Annotated in this window: 15 protein-coding genes; 3 read left to right on the top strand and 12 right to left on the bottom strand. The window is 73.5% G+C overall.

From position 1 onward, the window contains the following. Positions 1 to 160 precede the first annotated feature (160 nt). Positions 161 to 1171, top strand: coding sequence for a ketopantoate reductase family protein (locus Q7T15_RS08580; RefSeq protein WP_304695285.1), 1011 nt, complete (start codon positions 161 to 163; stop codon positions 1169 to 1171). Positions 1172 to 1536: 365 nt separating this feature from the next. On the opposite strand, the gene Q7T15_RS08575 is transcribed toward Q7T15_RS08580, so the two are convergent. From Q7T15_RS08575 to Q7T15_RS08560, 4 genes are read right to left on the bottom strand one after another with little or no spacing between them, the layout of a single operon-like run. After that, positions 1537 to 2409, bottom strand: coding sequence for an aldehyde dehydrogenase family protein (locus Q7T15_RS08575; protein WP_304695283.1), 873 nt, complete (start codon positions 2407 to 2409; stop codon positions 1537 to 1539). Further along, positions 2406 to 3917, bottom strand: coding sequence for an aldehyde dehydrogenase family protein (locus tag Q7T15_RS08570; protein ID WP_304695280.1), 1512 nt, complete (start codon positions 3915 to 3917; stop codon positions 2406 to 2408). The genes Q7T15_RS08575 and Q7T15_RS08570 overlap by 4 nt, the downstream gene beginning before the upstream one ends. A gap of 3 nt (positions 3918 to 3920) precedes the next feature. Continuing rightward, the gene (gene deoC, locus Q7T15_RS08565; protein ID WP_304695278.1) at positions 3921 to 4934 is read right to left on the bottom strand and encodes a deoxyribose-phosphate aldolase; all 1014 of its coding nucleotides are present in this window, start codon (positions 4932 to 4934) and stop codon (positions 3921 to 3923) included. Beyond that, positions 4931 to 6049 (bottom strand): sugar-binding transcriptional regulator, encoded by a 1119-nt coding sequence (locus tag Q7T15_RS08560; RefSeq protein ID WP_304695276.1) that lies wholly within the window; start codon positions 6047 to 6049, stop codon positions 4931 to 4933. The genes deoC and Q7T15_RS08560 overlap by 4 nt, the downstream gene beginning before the upstream one ends. A gap of 152 nt (positions 6050 to 6201) precedes the next feature. Here Q7T15_RS08560 and Q7T15_RS08555 point away from each other — a divergent pair, with 152 nt between their 5' ends. Next, the gene (locus Q7T15_RS08555) at positions 6202 to 7137 is read left to right on the top strand and encodes an ROK family protein (protein ID WP_304695274.1); all 936 of its coding nucleotides are present in this window, start codon (positions 6202 to 6204) and stop codon (positions 7135 to 7137) included. Between the two features lie 36 nt (positions 7138 to 7173). Here the strand turns inward: Q7T15_RS08555 and Q7T15_RS08550 are convergent, their stop codons facing one another. The 5 genes from Q7T15_RS08550 to lepA are packed head-to-tail and all read right to left on the bottom strand — an operon-like array spanning position 7174 to position 12620. After that, positions 7174 to 8460 carry a CynX/NimT family MFS transporter gene (locus Q7T15_RS08550; protein ID WP_304695272.1) on the bottom strand — a complete coding sequence of 429 codons (1287 nt, stop codon included), beginning with the start codon at positions 8458 to 8460 and terminating at the stop codon, positions 7174 to 7176. 51 nt (positions 8461 to 8511) lie between these two features. Continuing rightward, positions 8512 to 9468: a bifunctional riboflavin kinase/FAD synthetase gene (locus Q7T15_RS08545; protein ID WP_304695270.1), complete on the bottom strand. Its 957-nt coding sequence runs from the start codon at positions 9466 to 9468 to the stop codon at positions 8512 to 8514. Next, on the bottom strand, positions 9465 to 9914 hold the full coding sequence (locus Q7T15_RS08540; protein WP_304695268.1) for a hypothetical protein: 450 nt from the start codon (positions 9912 to 9914) through the stop codon (positions 9465 to 9467). The genes Q7T15_RS08545 and Q7T15_RS08540 overlap by 4 nt, the downstream gene beginning before the upstream one ends. 14 nt (positions 9915 to 9928) lie before the next feature. After that, positions 9929 to 10747, bottom strand: a complete 819-nt coding sequence (locus Q7T15_RS08535; RefSeq protein WP_304695266.1) for a DUF1990 family protein — start codon at positions 10745 to 10747, stop codon at positions 9929 to 9931. A 1-nt stretch (position 10748) separates the two neighbouring features. Further along, complete coding sequence (lepA, locus tag Q7T15_RS08530) at positions 10749 to 12620, bottom strand: translation elongation factor 4 (RefSeq protein WP_304695264.1); 1872 nt, start codon at positions 12618 to 12620, stop codon at positions 10749 to 10751. Between the two features lie 300 nt (positions 12621 to 12920). Here lepA and rpsT point away from each other — a divergent pair, with 300 nt between their 5' ends. Next, the gene (gene rpsT, locus Q7T15_RS08525; protein WP_182489739.1) at positions 12921 to 13181 is read left to right on the top strand and encodes a 30S ribosomal protein S20; all 261 of its coding nucleotides are present in this window, start codon (positions 12921 to 12923) and stop codon (positions 13179 to 13181) included. A 125-nt stretch (positions 13182 to 13306) separates the two neighbouring features. Here the strand turns inward: rpsT and holA are convergent, their stop codons facing one another. From holA to Q7T15_RS08510, 3 genes are all read right to left on the bottom strand, one after another. Then, positions 13307 to 14359: a DNA polymerase III subunit delta gene (gene holA, locus Q7T15_RS08520; RefSeq protein WP_304695260.1), complete on the bottom strand. Its 1053-nt coding sequence runs from the start codon at positions 14357 to 14359 to the stop codon at positions 13307 to 13309. Between the two features lie 92 nt (positions 14360 to 14451). Next, complete coding sequence (locus tag Q7T15_RS08515) at positions 14452 to 16914, bottom strand: ComEC/Rec2 family competence protein (protein WP_304695258.1); 2463 nt, start codon at positions 16912 to 16914, stop codon at positions 14452 to 14454. Further along, the coding region (locus tag Q7T15_RS08510; RefSeq protein ID WP_304695256.1) for a ComEA family DNA-binding protein at positions 16911 to 17143 on the bottom strand (233 nt) is incomplete at its 5' end. The genes Q7T15_RS08510 and Q7T15_RS08515, both read right to left, overlap by 4 nt.

The raw sequence follows: 17143 nt of genomic DNA, 5'->3' as shown, positions 1-17143 counted from the left end.
CGACACAGCAGTCGTCGACCTTCAACAGACAAACGGGCATTAGCGTGAAGCTCCATCGGGCTCCTTCAGGTGAGAGCGACTAGACACCCTCAAGCCTGGAGGAGCTCGACCTGAACAACCTGCCTGGGAACTACAGCTAGCGCGGTCGTAGGATGCCCAGGTGCGGATCGCGGTCGTGGGGGCGGGGGCGGTCGGCGGCGTGCTCGCCGCGCTCCTGTCGCGCGCGGGCGACGACGTCGTCGTGGTCGCCCGGGGCGAGCACGGCGCGGTGATCGCGCGCGACGGCCTGGAGCTCTCCGGCGGCTGGGGGTCGCACGTCGCGCGCGTGCCCGTGGTCGAGCGCGTCGAGCCGCCCGTCGATCTCATCGTCCTCGCGACGAAGGCGCACGACTCGGCGGCGGCGCTGCGCGCGGTCTCCGAATGCGACGGCACTCCGGTGCTCGTCGTGCAGAACGGGCTCGGCGGCGCCGACGCGGTGCGGGATGCCCTGCCGCACTCCCCCGTCGCGATCGGCCTCGCCCTCTTCGCCGCGAGCCTTGTCGCGCCGGGGCGCGTGTCGGTGACCGGGCCAGCGCCGCTCACGCTCGCGGGTGACGAGGCTGCGGTGGCGATCGCGCTGCCTCTCTTGCGTGCTGCGCTGCCCGCGGAGGTCACCGTGACCGGCGACGTGCGCGGAGCCCAGTGGACGAAGCTGCTCGTCAACCAGGTCAACGCCCTGCCGGCGATCACGGGGCTGAGCGTGCAGCAGGTCGTCGCCCACGACGGGCTGCGTCGCGTGCTCGCGCGCGGCATGGTCGAGACGGCCGTCGTCGGGCGGGCTCTCGGGGTGCGGTGGGCGCAGGTGGGCTCCGTGGGCGCGGCGGAGGTCGAGGAGCTGCTCGCGGGTGACTCGGAGCAGGCCGAGCTGCTGCCGCGATCGCTCGCCGCGCGCATGGGGGACGTGCCGAATCCGGCGTCGACGCTGCAGAGCATCCGCCGCGGTCGGACGACCGAGATCGACGCCCTCAACGGGGCGGTGGCGGATGCCGCGGCCGGCCTGCGCATCCCGGCGCCCGTCAACGCCGCGATGGTCGCGCTCGTCCACGAGGTCGAGCGGACGGGCGAGTTCCTCCCGCCCGCCGAGGTGCTCGTGCGCGTGCCGCGCGAGAACGACCCGGCCCGCACCGACTGAGCTGGCCGCGCGGCGCGGGTCGAGCATCCGCCCCCACCGCTCGCGACCTCTGCAATTCAGGAACGGGCCGTCGCGGCGGCGGCCGACGACGCGCGCGCAGCGTCGCGTCGCGTCGATCTCCACAACTCAGGAGAGTGCGCGCCTCGAGGGCCGCGACACGCCCGGTGAGGGGCCTTGAGGCGGCTGCGATGACGGCGATTCCTGAGTTGTGGAGACACGCCCGGGATGCGCCGCAGCGGCTCGCGCCGACGAGAACTCCTGAATCGTGGAGACGCAGACGGGCCGGGGACGAGCGCGCGGGCTCGCAGAGAAGAGGCGGGCCGGCCCCCACCACAAGGACCGGCCCGCAGGCACGAGGGCGAGCGCTAGAGCATCGCCTTCGTGTGCCAGACCGTCTTCGTCTCGACGAAGGCGGTGATGCGCTCGAGGGAGGGCGCGGGCGCCCCCTCGACGGGCGGCAGGACGCGCTTGAGCGTCTCGGCCGCGGTGATCTGCAGGTCGACCCACGCGCCGTCCGCGATCGAGCCGGCTCCGGCCAGGTCGAGCGCGTTGACATCGGCGTGCGACGCGAGCCACGGCGCGAGCTCGGCCGGCGAGCCGGTGAGCACGTTGACGACGCCGCCCGGGACGTCCGAGGTCGCGAGCACCTCCGCGAGCGAGATGGCCGAGAGCGGCGCGGCCTCGTTCGCGACGACGACGACCGTGTTGCCCGAGAGCACGATCGGCGCGACGACGGCCGCGAGGCCGAGCAGCGAGACTCCCGTGCGGTCCTGCGGGGCGATCGCGGCGACGACGCCCGTCGCGTCGGGCACCGAGAGGTTGAAGTACGGGCCCGAGACGGGGTTGCCGTTGCCGGCGACCTGCGCGTACTTGTCGGCCCAGCCCGCGTACCAGACCCAGAGGTCGATGGTCGCGTCGACCTGGGCGCCGGCCACGGCGGCCGTCACGCCCTCCGACTGCACGATCTCGTCGACGAACTGCGCGCGACGCCCTTCGAGCAGCTCGGCGATGCGGTAGAGCACCTGGCCGCGGTTGTAGGCCGTCGCGCCCGCCCACTTGGCCTGCGCGCTGCGGGCCGCGACGACGGCATCCCGTGCGTCCTTCCGGGAGGCGAGCGAGGCGTTCGCGAGGAACTCGCCCGCGGGCGAGGTCACGACGTAGGTGCGGCCGCTCTCGCTGCGCGGGAACGCGCCGCCGATCGCGAGCTTGTAGGTCTTGGGCACGCTGAGCCGGCTCACTTCGCGACCGCCTTCCGGGCCTTGCGGCCAGATCGAGGGGATGCTGGGCTCGACTCGATCGGAGCCTGCCAGCCGCTCGCCTCGAGGTACGCGGCCAGGCCGTGGCGGCCGCCCTCGCGGCCGTAGCCGGACTCCTTGTACCCGCCGAAGGGAGAGGCCGGGTCGAACTTGTTGAACGTGTTGGCCCAGACGACGCCCGCGCGCAGGCGGTCGGCGAGCGCGAGCATGCGCGAGGCCTTCTCCGTCCAGATGCCGGCCGAGAGGCCGTACGGGGTGTTGTTGGCCTTCGCGACGGCCTCCTCGGGCGTGCGGAAGGTCAGCACCGACAGGACGGGCCCGAAGATCTCGTCGCGCGCGATGCGGTGCGAGGTCGAGACGTTCGTGAAGATCGTCGGCGCGAACCAGAACCCGTTCGAGGGGATCTCGCACGCGGGGCTCCAGCGCTCGGCGCCCTCCTGCTCGCCGATGTCGCTCAGGGCGCGGATGCGATCGAGCTGCTCGCGCGAGTTGATCGCTCCGATGTCGGTGTTCTTGTCGAGCGGGTCGCCGAGGCGCAGCGTCGACAGTCGCGTCTTGAGGCGGTCGACGAGCTCGTCGTGGACGTTCTCCTGGACGAGCAGGCGCGAGCCGGCGCAGCAGACGTGGCCCTGGTTGAAGAAGATGCCCGAGACGATGCCCTCGACGGCCTGATCCATCGCGGCGTCGTCGAAGACGATGTTGGCGCCCTTGCCGCCGAGCTCGAGGGTGAGCTTCTTGCCCGTTCCGGCGACGGCGCGGGCGATCTCGCGGCCGACGGGCGTCGAGCCGGTGAAGGCGACCTTGTTGACGTCGTCGTGCGAGACGAGCGCGCGACCGGTCTCGCCGGCACCCGTGATGATGTTGACGACACCGGCGGGGAGGTCGGCCTGCTGGCAGATCTCGGCGAAGAGCAGCGCCGTGAGCGGCGTGGTCTCGGCGGGCTTGAGCACGACGGTGTTGCCGGCGGCGAGGGCGGGTGCGATCTTCCACGCGAGCATGAGCAGCGGGAAGTTCCACGGGATGACCTGCGCGGCGACGCCGAGCGCGCGCGGCGACGAGCCGAGGCCCGCGTACTCGAGCTTGTCGGCCCAGCCGGCGTAGTAGAAGAACCACGCGGCGACGAGCGGGATGTCGACGTCGCGGGTCTCCTTGATCGGCTTGCCGTTGTCGAGGCTCTCGGCGACGGCGAGCTCGCGGGCTCGCTCCTGGATGAGGCGCGCGATACGGAAGAGGTACTTGCCGCGGTCGGCGCCCGACATCCGCGACCAGGTGCGGTCGTAGGCGCGACGGGCGGCGGCGACGGCGCGGTCGACGTCGGAGGCATCCGCGCACGCCACCTCGGCGATGCGCTTCTCGGTCGACGGGCTGATGGTCGCGAACGCCGCGCCGTGGCCGTCGACGAACTCGCCGTCGATGAACAGGCCGTACGAGTCGCGGAGGTTCAGGATCGCCGTCGACTCGGGCGCGGGGGCGTACTCGAGGAAGCTCATGGTCTAGTCCACCGTCACGTAGTCGGGGCCGCTGTAGTGGCCGGTCGTCATCTTCTGGCGCTGCAGCAGCACGTCGTTCACGAGGCTCGAGGCGCCGAACCGCCACAGGTGGGGCACGAGCCACTCCTCGCCGACGGTCTCGGCGACCGTGACGAGGTAGCGCACGGCGTCCTTCGACGAGCGGATGCCCCCGGCCGGCTTCATCCCGATGCGCTCGCCCGTGAGGCGGTTCCAGTCGCGGATCACCTCGAGCATGAGCAGCGTGACGGGCAGCGTGGCCGCGGGGCTCACCTTGCCCGTCGAGGTCTTGATGAAGTCGGCGCCCGCGAGGATCGCGAGCCAGGATGCCCGGCGCACGTTGTCGTACGTCTGCAGCTCGCCCGTCTCGAGGATGACCTTGAGGTGCGCGAACGACCCGTCGACGCGGCGGCAGGCCTCCTTGACGGCGACGATCTGGTCGAACACGAGCCCGTAGCGACCGGAGAGGAAGGCGCCGCGGTCGATGACCATGTCGATCTCATCGGCGCCGGCCGCCACGGCCTCGCGCGTGTCGGCGATCTTGATGTCGAGGCTCGCGCGGCCCGAGGGGAAGGCGGTCGCGACGGCGGCGACGCTCACGAGGCCGTGGTCGGGATCGCCGTGGAGGGCGCCGAGCGCCTCGACGGCGTAGGGCACCATGTCGCCGTAGACGCACACGGCGGCCACACGCGGGCAGGAGGGGTCGCTCGGGTCGGGCATGACGGCCTTCGCGACGAGGGAGCGGACCTTGCCGGGGGTGTCGGCCCCCTCGAGCGTCGTGAGGTCGCACGTCGAGATGATCGTGTCGAGCGCCCAGGCCTTCGAGCTCGTCTTGATCGAGCGGGTCGCGAGGTTCGCGGCGCGGGCCTCGAGGCCGACCGCGTCGACGCCCGTGAGGCCGTCGAGGTGGAGGCGAAGCGCCTTCTCGGTGAGGTCGCCGCCGAGCAGGCGCACGGCCCGGTCGGCCGGGGCGAGCGCGACCGGATGGTCGATGGTCATGATGCAGACCCTTCCGCTGGGGAGTCGTGATGGCCGGAGGGCGCCGCAGCGCCCGAGGATCCGGAGTCGGGCGCGCCGGCGCTGGCGTCGGCCGCCGCATCGCCGTCGAGGTCGTCGAGCAGGGCGCGCGCGGTGTGCTCGTCGGTCACGATGACCGAGCACAGACCGTGCGTGACGATCGCGCGCGCGACGGCGTGCTTCGCTTCGCCGCCGATGACGAGGATGCTCGAGGCGGCCGAGCGCAGCTCCTCGAGGCCGAGGCCGAGGGTGCGCGCGTCGAGCTCGGGGTCGGCGATCGTGCCGTCGGCCGTGATGTAGCGACCGATGACGTCGCCCACCGCGCCGCGCTCGCGCAGCTCGGCGATGTCATCGGCGGTGAGGTAGCCGCTGTCGACGTGCACCGAGGAGGTGTCGGCGACGCCCGCGCTGAAGAGGTAGGCGGCCGCGCCGCGCGCCATCTGGACGACGCCGCCGACGGTGCGGTCGCTCTCGATGGCCTTCTTGGTCTCGAGGCGCTCGAGGATGGCGGGGCTCGGCAGGAGGGTCGCCTGGCCTCCGGCCTTCTGAGCGATCATGACGGCGGTGCTCGCGGCGGTGCCCGGGCGCTTGGAGAGGCTCACGCCGCCGTTGATCTGCACGACGTTGACGCCCGTGGACCAGCCGACCGGGAGGGATTCCGCGACCTGGTGGAGCGTGCGGCCCCAGCTGACGCCGAGGAGCCGGGGCACGGGCCGCACGCTCACGAGGTAGTCGGCGGCGGCTTCGGCGACGCGGGCCTGCAGCTCGACCTCGTCGACGGGCGCGGGGACGACGATCGCGTCCTTGAGGCCGAAGCGGGCGCCGAGCTCGCGCTCGAGGGCGAGACGCCGAGCGCGCGGGTGGACGATCTCGATGCGGATGATGCCGCGCTCGCGCGCCTGCGAGAGGAGTCGGCCGACCTTCCAGCGCGTGACGCGGAGGATGGCCCCGATCTCGTCCTGCGTCTTGTTCTCCTCGTAGTAGAGCTCGGCAGCGCGGACGGCGAGCAGCTCGTTGGCTGCCGCGCTCTCCGTGGACACCATGGTTCTCCGTCGTCGGTCGAGGGACTCGTGCGTGCGCCGCCGCACGAGCGGCACGGGTCCAGGCTAGGCGCGGTCGCGCGCGGCGGCCAACATATGTTGCGGCCCTGCTCACATGAGCAGAGAGGCGACGGGGCGCGCGTTCGCCGCTCGATACGCTGGTCCTCGACAGCCCTGCGCGATGCCGCGCCGCTCGAGAGGACTCCCCCGTGACCGACTACGCCCTCGCCGTGGACCTCGGAGGCACGAAGGTGGAGGCCGCGCTCGTCGACGCCGCCGGGCGCGTTCTGCCGGGATCGCGGCATCGCCGCCCGACGGGCGCGACGTCCTCGAGCGGTGCGCTCGCGGCATCCGTCACCGAGGCGGTCGAGAGCGCGCTCGAATCGGCGGCCGGCCCCGACGTCGAGCTGCTCGGCGCGGGCATCGGCTCCGCCGGGCCGATCGCGGGTCGGACGGGCAACGTGTCGCCGCTCAACCTCGCCGCCTGGCGCGACTACCCCCTCGGCGAGTTCGTCGCCGACCTGCTCCCCGCGACCCTCCCCGTCACGCTGCGCATGGACGGCATCTGCATCGCCCTCGCCGAGGTGTGGGTCGGCGCCGCGCAGGGCGAGTCGAGCGTCATGGGCATGATCGTGTCGACGGGCGTGGGCGGCGGCGTGATCCTCGATGGCCGCGTCATCACCGGGCGCAGCGGCAACGCGGGGCACATCGGCCACGTGCAGGTCGCCGGCTTCGACGACCTCTGCGCGTGCGGGGCGCGCGGCTGCCTCGAGGCCGTCGCCTCGGGCCCGCGCACGGTCGCGTGGGCCCGCGCGCACGGCTGGACGGGCGCGACCGGCGAGGAGCTCGCCGCCTCCGCACGAGACGGGGATGCGACGGCGCGCGCCGCCATCGAGCGCTCGGCCGGCGCCGTGGGCGCGGCGATCGCCTCGGCCAGCGCTCTCGTCGACCTCGACGTCGTCGCGATCGGGGGCGGGTTCAGTCACGTCGCCGAGGATTACGTCGACCTCGTGCAGGCGGCGGTCGCGCGGCACAGCGACTTCGCCTTCGTCACGAGCACGCGCGTCGTCGCCTCGGCTCTGAGCGGCGAAGGGCCCCTCATCGGCGCGGCCGCGCTCGTGCACCAGGCCGAGCGCGTCGCCTGAGCCGCCGAGGCTCGCGCCCGCGAGGCTCGCGCCGGGTCAGAGCCCGCGGCGCTCCATCTCGTCGTCGATGAGCTCTCCCGAGCGCAGGAGCGGGATCGCGACGAGCGTCGAGAGGGCCGCGAGCAGCAGGATGACGATCGCGGGCATCCAGCTGCCGGTGGCCGTGCGGAGCAGACCGAGACCCAGCGGGGCGACGGCGGCGACGCCGTAGCCGATCGCCTGCACGAAGCCGCTCACCGTGACCGCGCGGCGCGAGGTGCGGCTGCGGACCCCGATGAGCGTGAGGCACATCGGGAAGAGGATCTGCCCGGCGCCGAGCAGGATCATCCACAGCGGGGTCGCGAGGGTCGGCGCGAGAGCGAGACCCAGGAACCCCACGGTGAACGCGGCGACCGATCCGACCATGATCGGGGCCGGCGATCGCAGTCGGGCGGTGATCACGGGGGTCGCGAGCGAGAGCGGGAGGCCGACGATCGCGAAGAGACCGAGGAGGGCCCCGGCGCGGCCGGCGTCGAGCCCGGCGACGTCCTGCAGCAGCAGGGGCATGAGAGCGAAGATCGAGTACGCCGTGACGCCGGAGATCGCGAACGGGATCGTGATGCCCCAGACGACGCGTGAGCGCGCGAGGCGCCCGAACTGGCGGGTGTCGGGCTCGTCGACGGGGTCGACGGCGTCGGCGTCGGCATCCGGGCCCGCATCGGACGGGTCGACCTCGACGATCGTGACGGGCTCCGTGACGACGGGATGCGGCGGCCGGGCCGCGAGGACGACCCACGGGACGAGCGCGAGCACCCCCACCGCGCCCCACATCGCGAGCGAGACCCGCCAGCCGGCCGCGTCGGCGACCGGCACCGCGATGAGCGGAGGCAGCGCCGTCGAGATCGACATCATGGTCGCGTAGGCGGCCGTTACCGCGCCGATGCGGCCGGGCGCGTAGCGCTTGACCGCCGGCGGAAGCAGGATGTTGCCGAATCCGGCGCCCATGAGCACGACGAGCGTGCTCGCGAGGAGCCCCGGGTAGTCGGTCGCCGCGCCGCGCAGCAGGTGTCCGGCGATCATCGCGACCACGGCGACGAGGAGGGCGCGCTCGAGGCCGATGCGGTGCGCGACCCAGGGGGCGACGATCCCCGCCGCGGCGAACGCGACGGGCGGCACGACGCCGAGGAGCCCGATGGCCGCGGCGTCGAGGGGGATCTCCGCGCCGATCCGCCCGGCGATCGGCGAGAGTCCGGCGACGGCGGTGCGGATGTTGAGGGCGATCAGGACGATGCCGAGCACCCCGAGGAGGCGACCGCCGCGAGGCGAGAGCAGGCGATCGGGCACCAGGCGACTCTACTGCGGGACCACGGCGACCGAGGCCGCCCCGACGCGCGGTCAGCCGGCCGCGGCCGCGCCCGGAACGCCGAGGACCGCGCGGATCTCCTCCTCGTCGCGCCCCATCTGGGTCGCGAGCGTCTCGGCCGACTCGAACTTCTTCATGCCGCGCATCCATCGCACGAACTCGAGCTCGACGGTCCGGCCGTAGAGGTCGAGCGCGACGTCCATGGCGTGCGCCTCGACGGTCTTGTCGGCGACGTCGCCGAAGGTCGGGTTGTTGCCGACGCTCGTCGCGGCCGGGTAGCGCTCGCCGTCGACGTGCAGCCACGTCGCGTAGACGCCGTCGGCGGGGATGTACCCCTCCGCGTTGTGCGCGAGATTCGCGGTCGGGTAGCCGAGATCGCGCCCGCGCTGATGGCCCGGCACGACGAGCGAGCGGATGCGCGGGTAGCGCCCGAGGGCCTCCGTCGCCTCCTCGAGGCGGCCGGCATCGAGCGCCTCGCGGATGCCCGTCGACGACACGCGCCGCCCGTCCTGCTCGCACACGTCATCGATGAGCGAGACGGTGAAGCCGAAGCGCTCCCCCTCCTCGCGCAGGGTGTCGACCGAGCCCGCGCCGCGGGCGCCGTACCGGAAGTCGGAGCCCACGACGACCTCGCTCGCGCGGAGGCCGCCGACGATCACGCGCTGCACGAACTCGTCGGGGCCCCAGCTCGCGAGCTCGCGCGTGAACGGCAGCACGACCACGAGGTCGGCACCGGCCTCGACGAGCGCCTCGGTCTTCTGCGCGACGCTCAGGAGCGGCGACGGAGCGCGCTCGGGAGCGAGCACCGACGCGGGGTGGCGGTCAAACGTGACGACGGCGACGCGCGCGTCGCCCGCGCGCTCGCGCATGCCCGCGATGACCGCGCGGTGGCCGCGGTGGACGCCGTCGAACTTGCCGATCGTGACGATCGAGCGGACGTCGTCGATCGGCAGCGCGTCGAGACCCTCGAGGATGCGGGGCTCGGTCACGACGCGGCCCCGGTGGTGGCGGAGGCGGCGGCCGGGGCGGAGCGGCGGACCCGCTGGACGCGCCGCAGCCACAGCAGCCCGAGCACGGGGAGCACGAGCGGGATGAACAGGTAGCCCTGCCCGAATCGCGACCACACGGTGTCGTCGGGGAAGAGCGCCGGGTCGAGGAGGCTCGCGACGCCGACCGCGAGCACGCCGACGAGCTCGAAGGCGATCGCGACGACCGCGACGCGGAAGGCCGTCGCGCCGCGGGCGACGAGAGCGACGGTCGCGACGACGTAGACGACGGCCGCGAGCGCGGAGAGCGAGTACGCGACGGGCGCCTCGGCGAACTTCGTCGCGATCTGGTAGCCCGAGCGGCCGGTCGCGGCGAGCGCGAGCACGGCGTACACGACGACGAGGACGCGGCCGATGCCGGACGCGGTCGGGCGGGGTTCCTCGGTCACGGGTTCAGCGTAGGTCAGGAATCCTGAGGGTCGACGTCGCGCTCGGCGGGCGCGATCGCCGGGGTGCCGTCGGTCGCCTCGACGGCGCTCTCGTCGGGCGCCGCTGCGGGCTCCGCCTGACTCGCACCGCTCGCGGACCCCTCGACCGCGAGCCGCTGCGAGGGCAGGGGGCCCGCGCCGGGGATGGGCGCCGATAGAGCGCGCAGGAAGCGCTGGGCGATGCGGCGGCGAGCGACGCCGAGCGCGGGGTTCGCGAGCGCCCAGCCGGGGCCGGCAGCGCGCGCGAAGCTGCGCACCGTGAGCCAGATGCCGCCGTCGGCCTCGCGCTCGAGGAGGAACGACTCCTCACCCGAGAGCGGATGCCCGGGGAGCGTCCCGACGGCGTACAGCACGCGATCGGGTCCCTCCTCGCGCAGCACCACGCGGCCCGGGATCGGGTAGAACATGCGCTTCCCGAGCGCGGGGCCCACGATCACGGTGTCGCCGGGGCGCACGTACCGCTCGCCCGAGGGGGCGAACTCGTCGTCGGGCACCTCGAGCGCCGCGGCGCCCACGGGCTGGCCGGTCTCGTCGTAGCTCACGGGCAGGTAGTGCGCGGCATCCTGCTCACCGGCCGCGGGGATGATGCGGACCGCGAGACCCGCACCGCGGTAGACGCCGCCCGTGAGGAGCTGCTCGACGGCGTGCTCCCAGCGCGCGTCGCCGTGGCCGACGCGGCCGCGCACCTCGAGAGCGCGGTAGCCCTTCGGCGGGTACTGCAGCAGGTCGACGGCCTGCGTGCCGCCCACCGACCCGTAGGTGACGGTGCGCTGCTCGAGCGGTCGGCGGGCCACGCTACTTCTTCTCCTTGGCCTTCTCGACGTCGCCCGAGAGAGCAGCGATGAAGGCTTCCTGCGGAACCTCGACGCGACCCACCATCTTCATGCGCTTCTTGCCCTCCTTCTGCTTCTCGAGGAGCTTGCGCTTGCGGGTGATGTCACCGCCGTAGCACTTGGCGAGGACGTCCTTGCGCATCGCGCTGATCGACTCGCGCGCGATGATGCGGGCGCCGATCGCGGCCTGGATGGGCACCTCGAACTGCTGGCGCGGGATGAGCTTCTTGAGGCGCTCGGTCATGAGCACGCCGTAGGCGTAGGCCTTCTCGCGGTGCACGATCGCGCTGAACGCGTCGACCGCCTCGCCCTGCAGGAGGATGTCGACCTTCACGAGGTCGGCCTCCTGGTCGCCGGTCGGCTCGTAGTCGAGGCTCGCGTAACCGGCGGTCTTGCTCTTGAGCTGGTCGAAGAAGTCGAAGACGATCTCGCCGAGCGGGATCGTGTACTTGATCTCGACGCGGTCCTCGCCGAGGTAGTCCATGCCGATGAGGCTGCCGCGGCGGCTCTGGCAGAGCTCCATGATCGTGCCGACGTAGTCCTTCGGGGCGAGGATGGCGGCCTTCACCATGGGCTCGCTCACGCTCGCGATCTTCGCGCCCGTCGGGAACTCGCTCGGGTTCGTGACCGTGAAGTGCTTCTTGTCGTCGGTCGTGACCTCGTACGTCACGCTCGGCGCGGTCGAGATGAGGTCGAGGCCGAACTCGCGCTCGAGGCGCTCGGTGACGATCTCGAGGTGCAGGAGGCCGAGGAACCCGCAGCGGAACCCGAAGCCGAGCGCGACCGAGGTCTCGGGCTCGTAGTTGAGGGCCGCGTCGGAGAGCTTGAGCTTGTCGAGCGCCTCGCGCAGCACGGGGTAGTCGCTGCCGTCGATCGGGTACAGCCCCGAGAACACCATCGGCTTGGGGTCGGTGTAGCCGGGGAGGGCGCTCGCGGCCGGCTTCTGCGCATTGGTGACGGTGTCGCCGACCTTCGACTGGCGGACATCCTTCACGCCGGTGATGAGGTAGCCCACCTCGCCGACGCCGAGGCCCTTGCTCGGGACGGGCTCGGGGCTCGAGACGCCGATCTCGAGCAGCTCGTGCGTCGCGCGCGTCGACATCATCTGGATGCGCTCGCGCGGGCTCAGCGAGCCGTCGATCATGCGGACGTAGGTGACGACGCCGCGGTACGCGTCGTAGACGGAGTCGAAGATCATCGCGCGAGCGGGCGCCTTCGGGTCGCCGACGGGCGCCGGGATGAGCTCGACGACGCGGTCGAGCAGCGCCTCGACCCCCTCGCCGGTCTTGCCGCTCACGCGCAGCACGTCGGCCGGGTCGCCGCCGATGAGCTGCGCGAGCTCGCGCGAGTACTTGTCCGGGTCGGCGGCCGGCAGGTCGATCTTGTTGAGAACGGGGATGATCGTGAGGTCGTTCTCGAGTGCGAGGTACAGGTTCGCGAGCGTCTGGGCCTCGATGCCCTGCGCGGCGTCGACGAGCAGGATGGCGCCCTCGCACGCCGCGAGGCTGCGGCTGACCTCGTAGGTGAAGTCGACGTGGCCCGGGGTGTCGATCATATTCAGGGCGAAGGTCTGCGGCTTCGCGCCCTCGACCGGCAGGGCCCAGGGCATCCGCACCGCCTGGCTCTTGATCGTGATCCCGCGCTCGCGCTCGATGTCCATGCGGTCGAGGTACTGCGCGCGCATGTCGCGGTCGCTCACGACCCCGGTGATCTGCAGCATGCGGTCGGCGAGCGTCGACTTGCCGTGGTCGATGTGCGCGATGATGCAGAAGTTGCGGATCAGCGTCGGGTCGGTGGCCGCGGGGGCGAGCGGCGTGAGGGCGCGAGGAGACATGTCGCGCCATTCTCCCACGCCCGTCGCCGAGCGCGGTCACGCACGGGATGCCCGGGGCCGGGCATCCGCGCCCGTCGCCTCGCACGCGCCTCGCGCGACGCGCCCCGCGCGCGATTGTCGCGGGCGCTCGCCTGCTGGTAATGTTGCCTGTTGGCTTGCGTGTCAGGAAGCCCTCTCTCTTCCGACACGGATTGCGGCTGGGATTTCGCCACAGAGGATGTGCTCGCTTTCGAGCCCGTTCTCACAGCACCCCACCCCCGGCCGCCACACTCACACCGACCGCATCGAAGAAAGACAGTCATGGCGAACATCAAGTCGCAGATCAAGCGCATCAAGACCAACCTCAAGGCGCAGGAGCGCAACAAGGCCGTCAAGAGCGAGCTCAAGACCGCCGTGCGCCGCACGCGCGAGGCCGTCGCCGCGGGCGACAAGGCCGCCGCCGCCGAGGCTCTCGTCGTCGCGACGAAGAAGCTCGACAAGGCCGCGAGCAAGGGCGTCATCCACAAGAACCAGGCGGCGAACCGCAAGTCGGCCATCGCCAAGCAGGTCGGCGCGCTCTAGCCGCAGCTGCACCCGCTCGAAGCCCCGCTCCGCCATCGGCGAGCGGGGCTTCGACGTTCGCGCGCGCTCGCGGACGTGGGCGCGGCGCGGGTGCGCGGCGCGGGTGCGCGGCGTGGGCGCGCGGCTCAGGCGGGCGGGAGGCCGCGGGCCGCGACCGTGCGGACGAGGGTCTCGAGCGAGTAGATCGGGTCGCGGGCCGCGCCCTTGACCTGCGCGTCGGCGTCTGCGACGGCGAGAATGGCGCGACCGAGGCCCTCCTCCGTCCAGCCCTGCAGGTCGCGGCGCGCGCGGTCGATCTGCCAGGGCGCGAGCCCGAGCTGGCCGGCGAGCTGTCCGCCCGATCCGCGCGAGCCGCCGACCTTCGCCATCGTGCGAAGCTTCATCGCAAACGCGGCGACCATCGGCACGGGGTCGGCGCCCGTCGCGATCGCGTGCCGCAGGAGCGCGAGCGCCTGCCCGTGCTGCCCGGCGATCGCGGCGTCGGCGACCGCGAAGGCGTTCGTCTCGACGCGCCCGCCGTAGTACTTCTCGACCGTCTGCGGCGTGATCTCGCCCTCGGTGTCGGCGACGAGCTGCTGGCACGCGCTCGCGAGCTCGGCGAGATCGTCCGAGAAGGCGTTGATGAGGGCGCGGAGGGCGGCGGGCGCGATCGCGCGGCCCGCGTGCCGGAACTCGGCGGCCGCGAAGTCGGCGCGATCGGAGTCGCGCTTGAGCTCGGTGCAGACGATCTCGATGCCCGAGCCCTGGCCCGACCGGATCGCGTCGAGCATCTTCTTGCCGCGCATCCCGCCGCCGTGGCGCAGCAGGACGACCGTGTCGTCGGCGGGCGAGGCGAGGTAGTCGAGCACGTCCTCCAGGAACGCGTCGCTGCACTTCTCGACGTTCTCGACGCGGATGAGCCGCGGCTCGCCGAAGAGCGACGGGCTCGCGAGGGTCAGCAGCTCGCCGGGCGCGTAGCCGTCGGCGCGCAGGTCGTGCACCTCGAGGCTCGCGTCCTGCGCGCGCAGGGCATCCCGCAGCACGCGGCTCGCGCGATCGGCGAGGAAGGCCTCGGGCCCCGTGACGAGCACGACCGGCGCCGGCCGGATCTCGTGCCACGCGAGCTGCGGGATCGACGCCTTCGCCTTCGCCGACGGCGCCTTCGCGCTCGAGGCGCCGCGCGAACGGGGTGCGGGCATGGTCCTCCTCGAGAGCGGTGAGCGGATGCCGCGGTCGCGTTCCCGACGGCCGATCCGGCCGTCCGGGCGACCCGCCGGCAGCGCTCCTCAGCCTAGTCCGGGGCACCGACCTCCTCCGGGGCGCCGCCCTCGCCAGACGGGCCGACCGACCCGCGCTGCGTCCACACCCGCCACCCGCCTCCGCCCTCCGCGGGCGCGACGAGCACGAGCCCGTGGCGGTCGCTGCGGAGCGCCGCTCCTCCGGCATCGGCGAGCATCGCGAGCGCCTCCGCGGTCGGGTGCCCGTAGGTGTTGTCGGCGCCGACGCCGATGAGGCCGAGCGTCGCGCGCGCGTCGGCGTAGACCTCCGGATCCTGGTCGTTCGATCCGTGGTGGCTGACCTTGACGACGTCGACGGGCGCGAGTCGCACGCTCCCCCGTAGCGACTCCTGCGCTCCGCGGCCGAGGTCGCCGAGAGCGAGCATGCTCGGGCAGGCGCACGCCGCCGCGCCGCGCCACTCGAGCACGAGGCTCGCGTCGTTGCCGAGCGAGACGCCGCGGTGATCGGGAGGCCACAGCGCGCGCCACCCGTAGTCCCCGTGCCGGCCGGCGTCGCCCGCGGTGATGCGCGCGATCGTCGCCCCGCCGGCCGCGAGCGACTCGAGCACTGCCTCGTCGCGCGCTCCATCGGTCGGCCCGACGAGCACCTCCCCCACCCGCCCGACGACGGCCTCGACGCCGCCGACGTGGTCGGTGTCGAAGTGGGTCAGCACGAGCAGATCGACCCGCGCGACGCCGAGGTCGTCGAGGCACGCCGCGAGCGCATCGGGGTCGGCGCCCGTGTCGGTGAGCGCGACGCGCCCGGCCGAGCGCACGAGCACCGCGTCTCCCTGCCCCACATCGCACTGCGCGATCACCCAGTCGCCGGGCATCCCGAGCCGCCCGATCGCGTCGGCCCCCGCCGTCGCCCCGACGATCGCGAGCAGCGCCGCCGCCGTCGCGAGGCCCGCCCGCGCCCGCGCCCGCTGATTTCCCCACGGCGTCGGGATACCCGCGGCGCCGAGCGCGCCGGCCGTCAGCCCCGCGAGGAGCAGCGCTCCGATCGCGCCCTCGGGCCACGGCGCCGTCGCACTCGGCAGGCCGCTCGTGACCTGCGCGATCCCCGCGATCCAGCTCGCCGGCACCCAGGCGATGGCCGCGAGCGCGGTGGCGAGCCACGGCAGCACGGGTGCGGCGAGGCACGCGGCCATGCCGACGATCGTCGCCACGGGAGCGGCGGGCGCGGCGAGGATGTTCGCCACGACGCCGACGAGAGGCAGCTCGGGAGCGAGCAGCACGAGGACGGGCTGGCACGCGAGCTGAGCGGCGAGCGGGACCGCGATCCAGAGCGCGATCGCTCGCGGCATGACCGTCGCGAGACGCACGGCGATCGGCCCCGAGAGCACGAGCAGCGCGCCGGTGGCGAGCACCGAGAGGGCGAAGCCGTAGTCGCGCGCCGTCCACGGATCGAGCACGAGGATCCCGAGCACCGCCGCGCCGAGGACGGGCAGACCGCGGCCCGCGCGACCGCTCGCGAGCGCGAGCAGGACGACCGCGGCCATGACGGAGGCGCGCACGACGCTCGCCTGGGGCGTCACGAGCACGACGAAGCCGCCGAGAGCGGCGAGCGCGGCGCCGATGCGCGCCGCGCGGGGCCACCGCAGGAGCGAGCCGAGTCCGAGCACGAGGCCCACGACGATCGCGCAGTTCGCGCCCGAGACCGCGGTGAGGTGGCTGAGCGAGGAGCGCTTCATCGCCGCATCGAGCTCCGCGTCCACGGCGGAGGTGTCGCCGATCGCGAGGCCCGGGAGGAGCGCGGCCCCCGCTCCCGGGAAGCCGCTCGCGACACCGAGGAAGCGCTCGCGCAGAGCATCCGCGCCCGCGATGAGGGGCGGAGGCAGCCCGGCCGCCTCGAGCGGCCCGAGCGGCCGCGCGAGCGCGACCCGATCGTCGCCCGGCTCGAGCGGCACGAGGCGCACGAGCCCGTGCCACCGCGACCCGAGCGGCGCGCGCTCGCCCGGCTCGAAGCCGAGCAGCACGACCGGGACGCGCGCCTCGAGCGCGGTCGACGCGGCGTCACCGGTCGGCACCGTGCCCCGCGGCGAGATCGCGACGATGGTCGCGTCAGTGGCGCCCGTCGACGGCGATCCGGGCGCGGATGCGGCAGGACCGCGCCCCGAGACCGTCTCGTCGAGCGCGACGACGACCTCGATCGGCGCCCCCGAGTCGAGCGCGTCGACGAGCGCCGGCGGGTGCCGCACGGGCTCGTGCAGAGCGATCGCGAGGGCGATGACTCCGATCGCGACGAGGGGCAGGATGCTCGCCTCGAGCACGCGCACGGCCCACGACGCGCACTCCGACGCCCGGCGCCGCACTCGGATGACGGTCACCGCGATCGCGAGCGCGCCGAGGACAATGGCGGCGGCCGCGACGAGCCCCGCCGCGCCGGGCGCCCCGACCACCACGATCGCGGCGACCCAGCCGGCAGCCGCGGGCAGCGCGAGCCGCAGATCGAGCCCGCTCGTGGCCCGCCTCACACCGTCACCTGGTCGCGGAACCCCGCGAGGGTCTTCTCGCCGATGCCCGAGACGGCGAGGAGCTCATCGACCGCGCGGAACGGACCGTTCTCCTCGCGCCACGCGATGATGCGCGCCGCGAGCGCCGGCCCGACCCCGGGCAGGGTCTCGAGCCCGGCGGCGTCGGCCGAGTTGAGATTCACGAGACCGCCGGAAGCCCCACCCGCGCTCGCGCCGCCCGCGCCGCCCG

Source organism: Microcella sp. (genome assembly GCF_030645145.1).
Taxonomy (GTDB): Bacteria; Actinomycetota; Actinomycetes; order Actinomycetales; family Microbacteriaceae; genus Microcella.
Note: the sequence above shows the minus strand (reverse complement) of the source record. Positions and strands in the feature narration are given on the sequence as shown.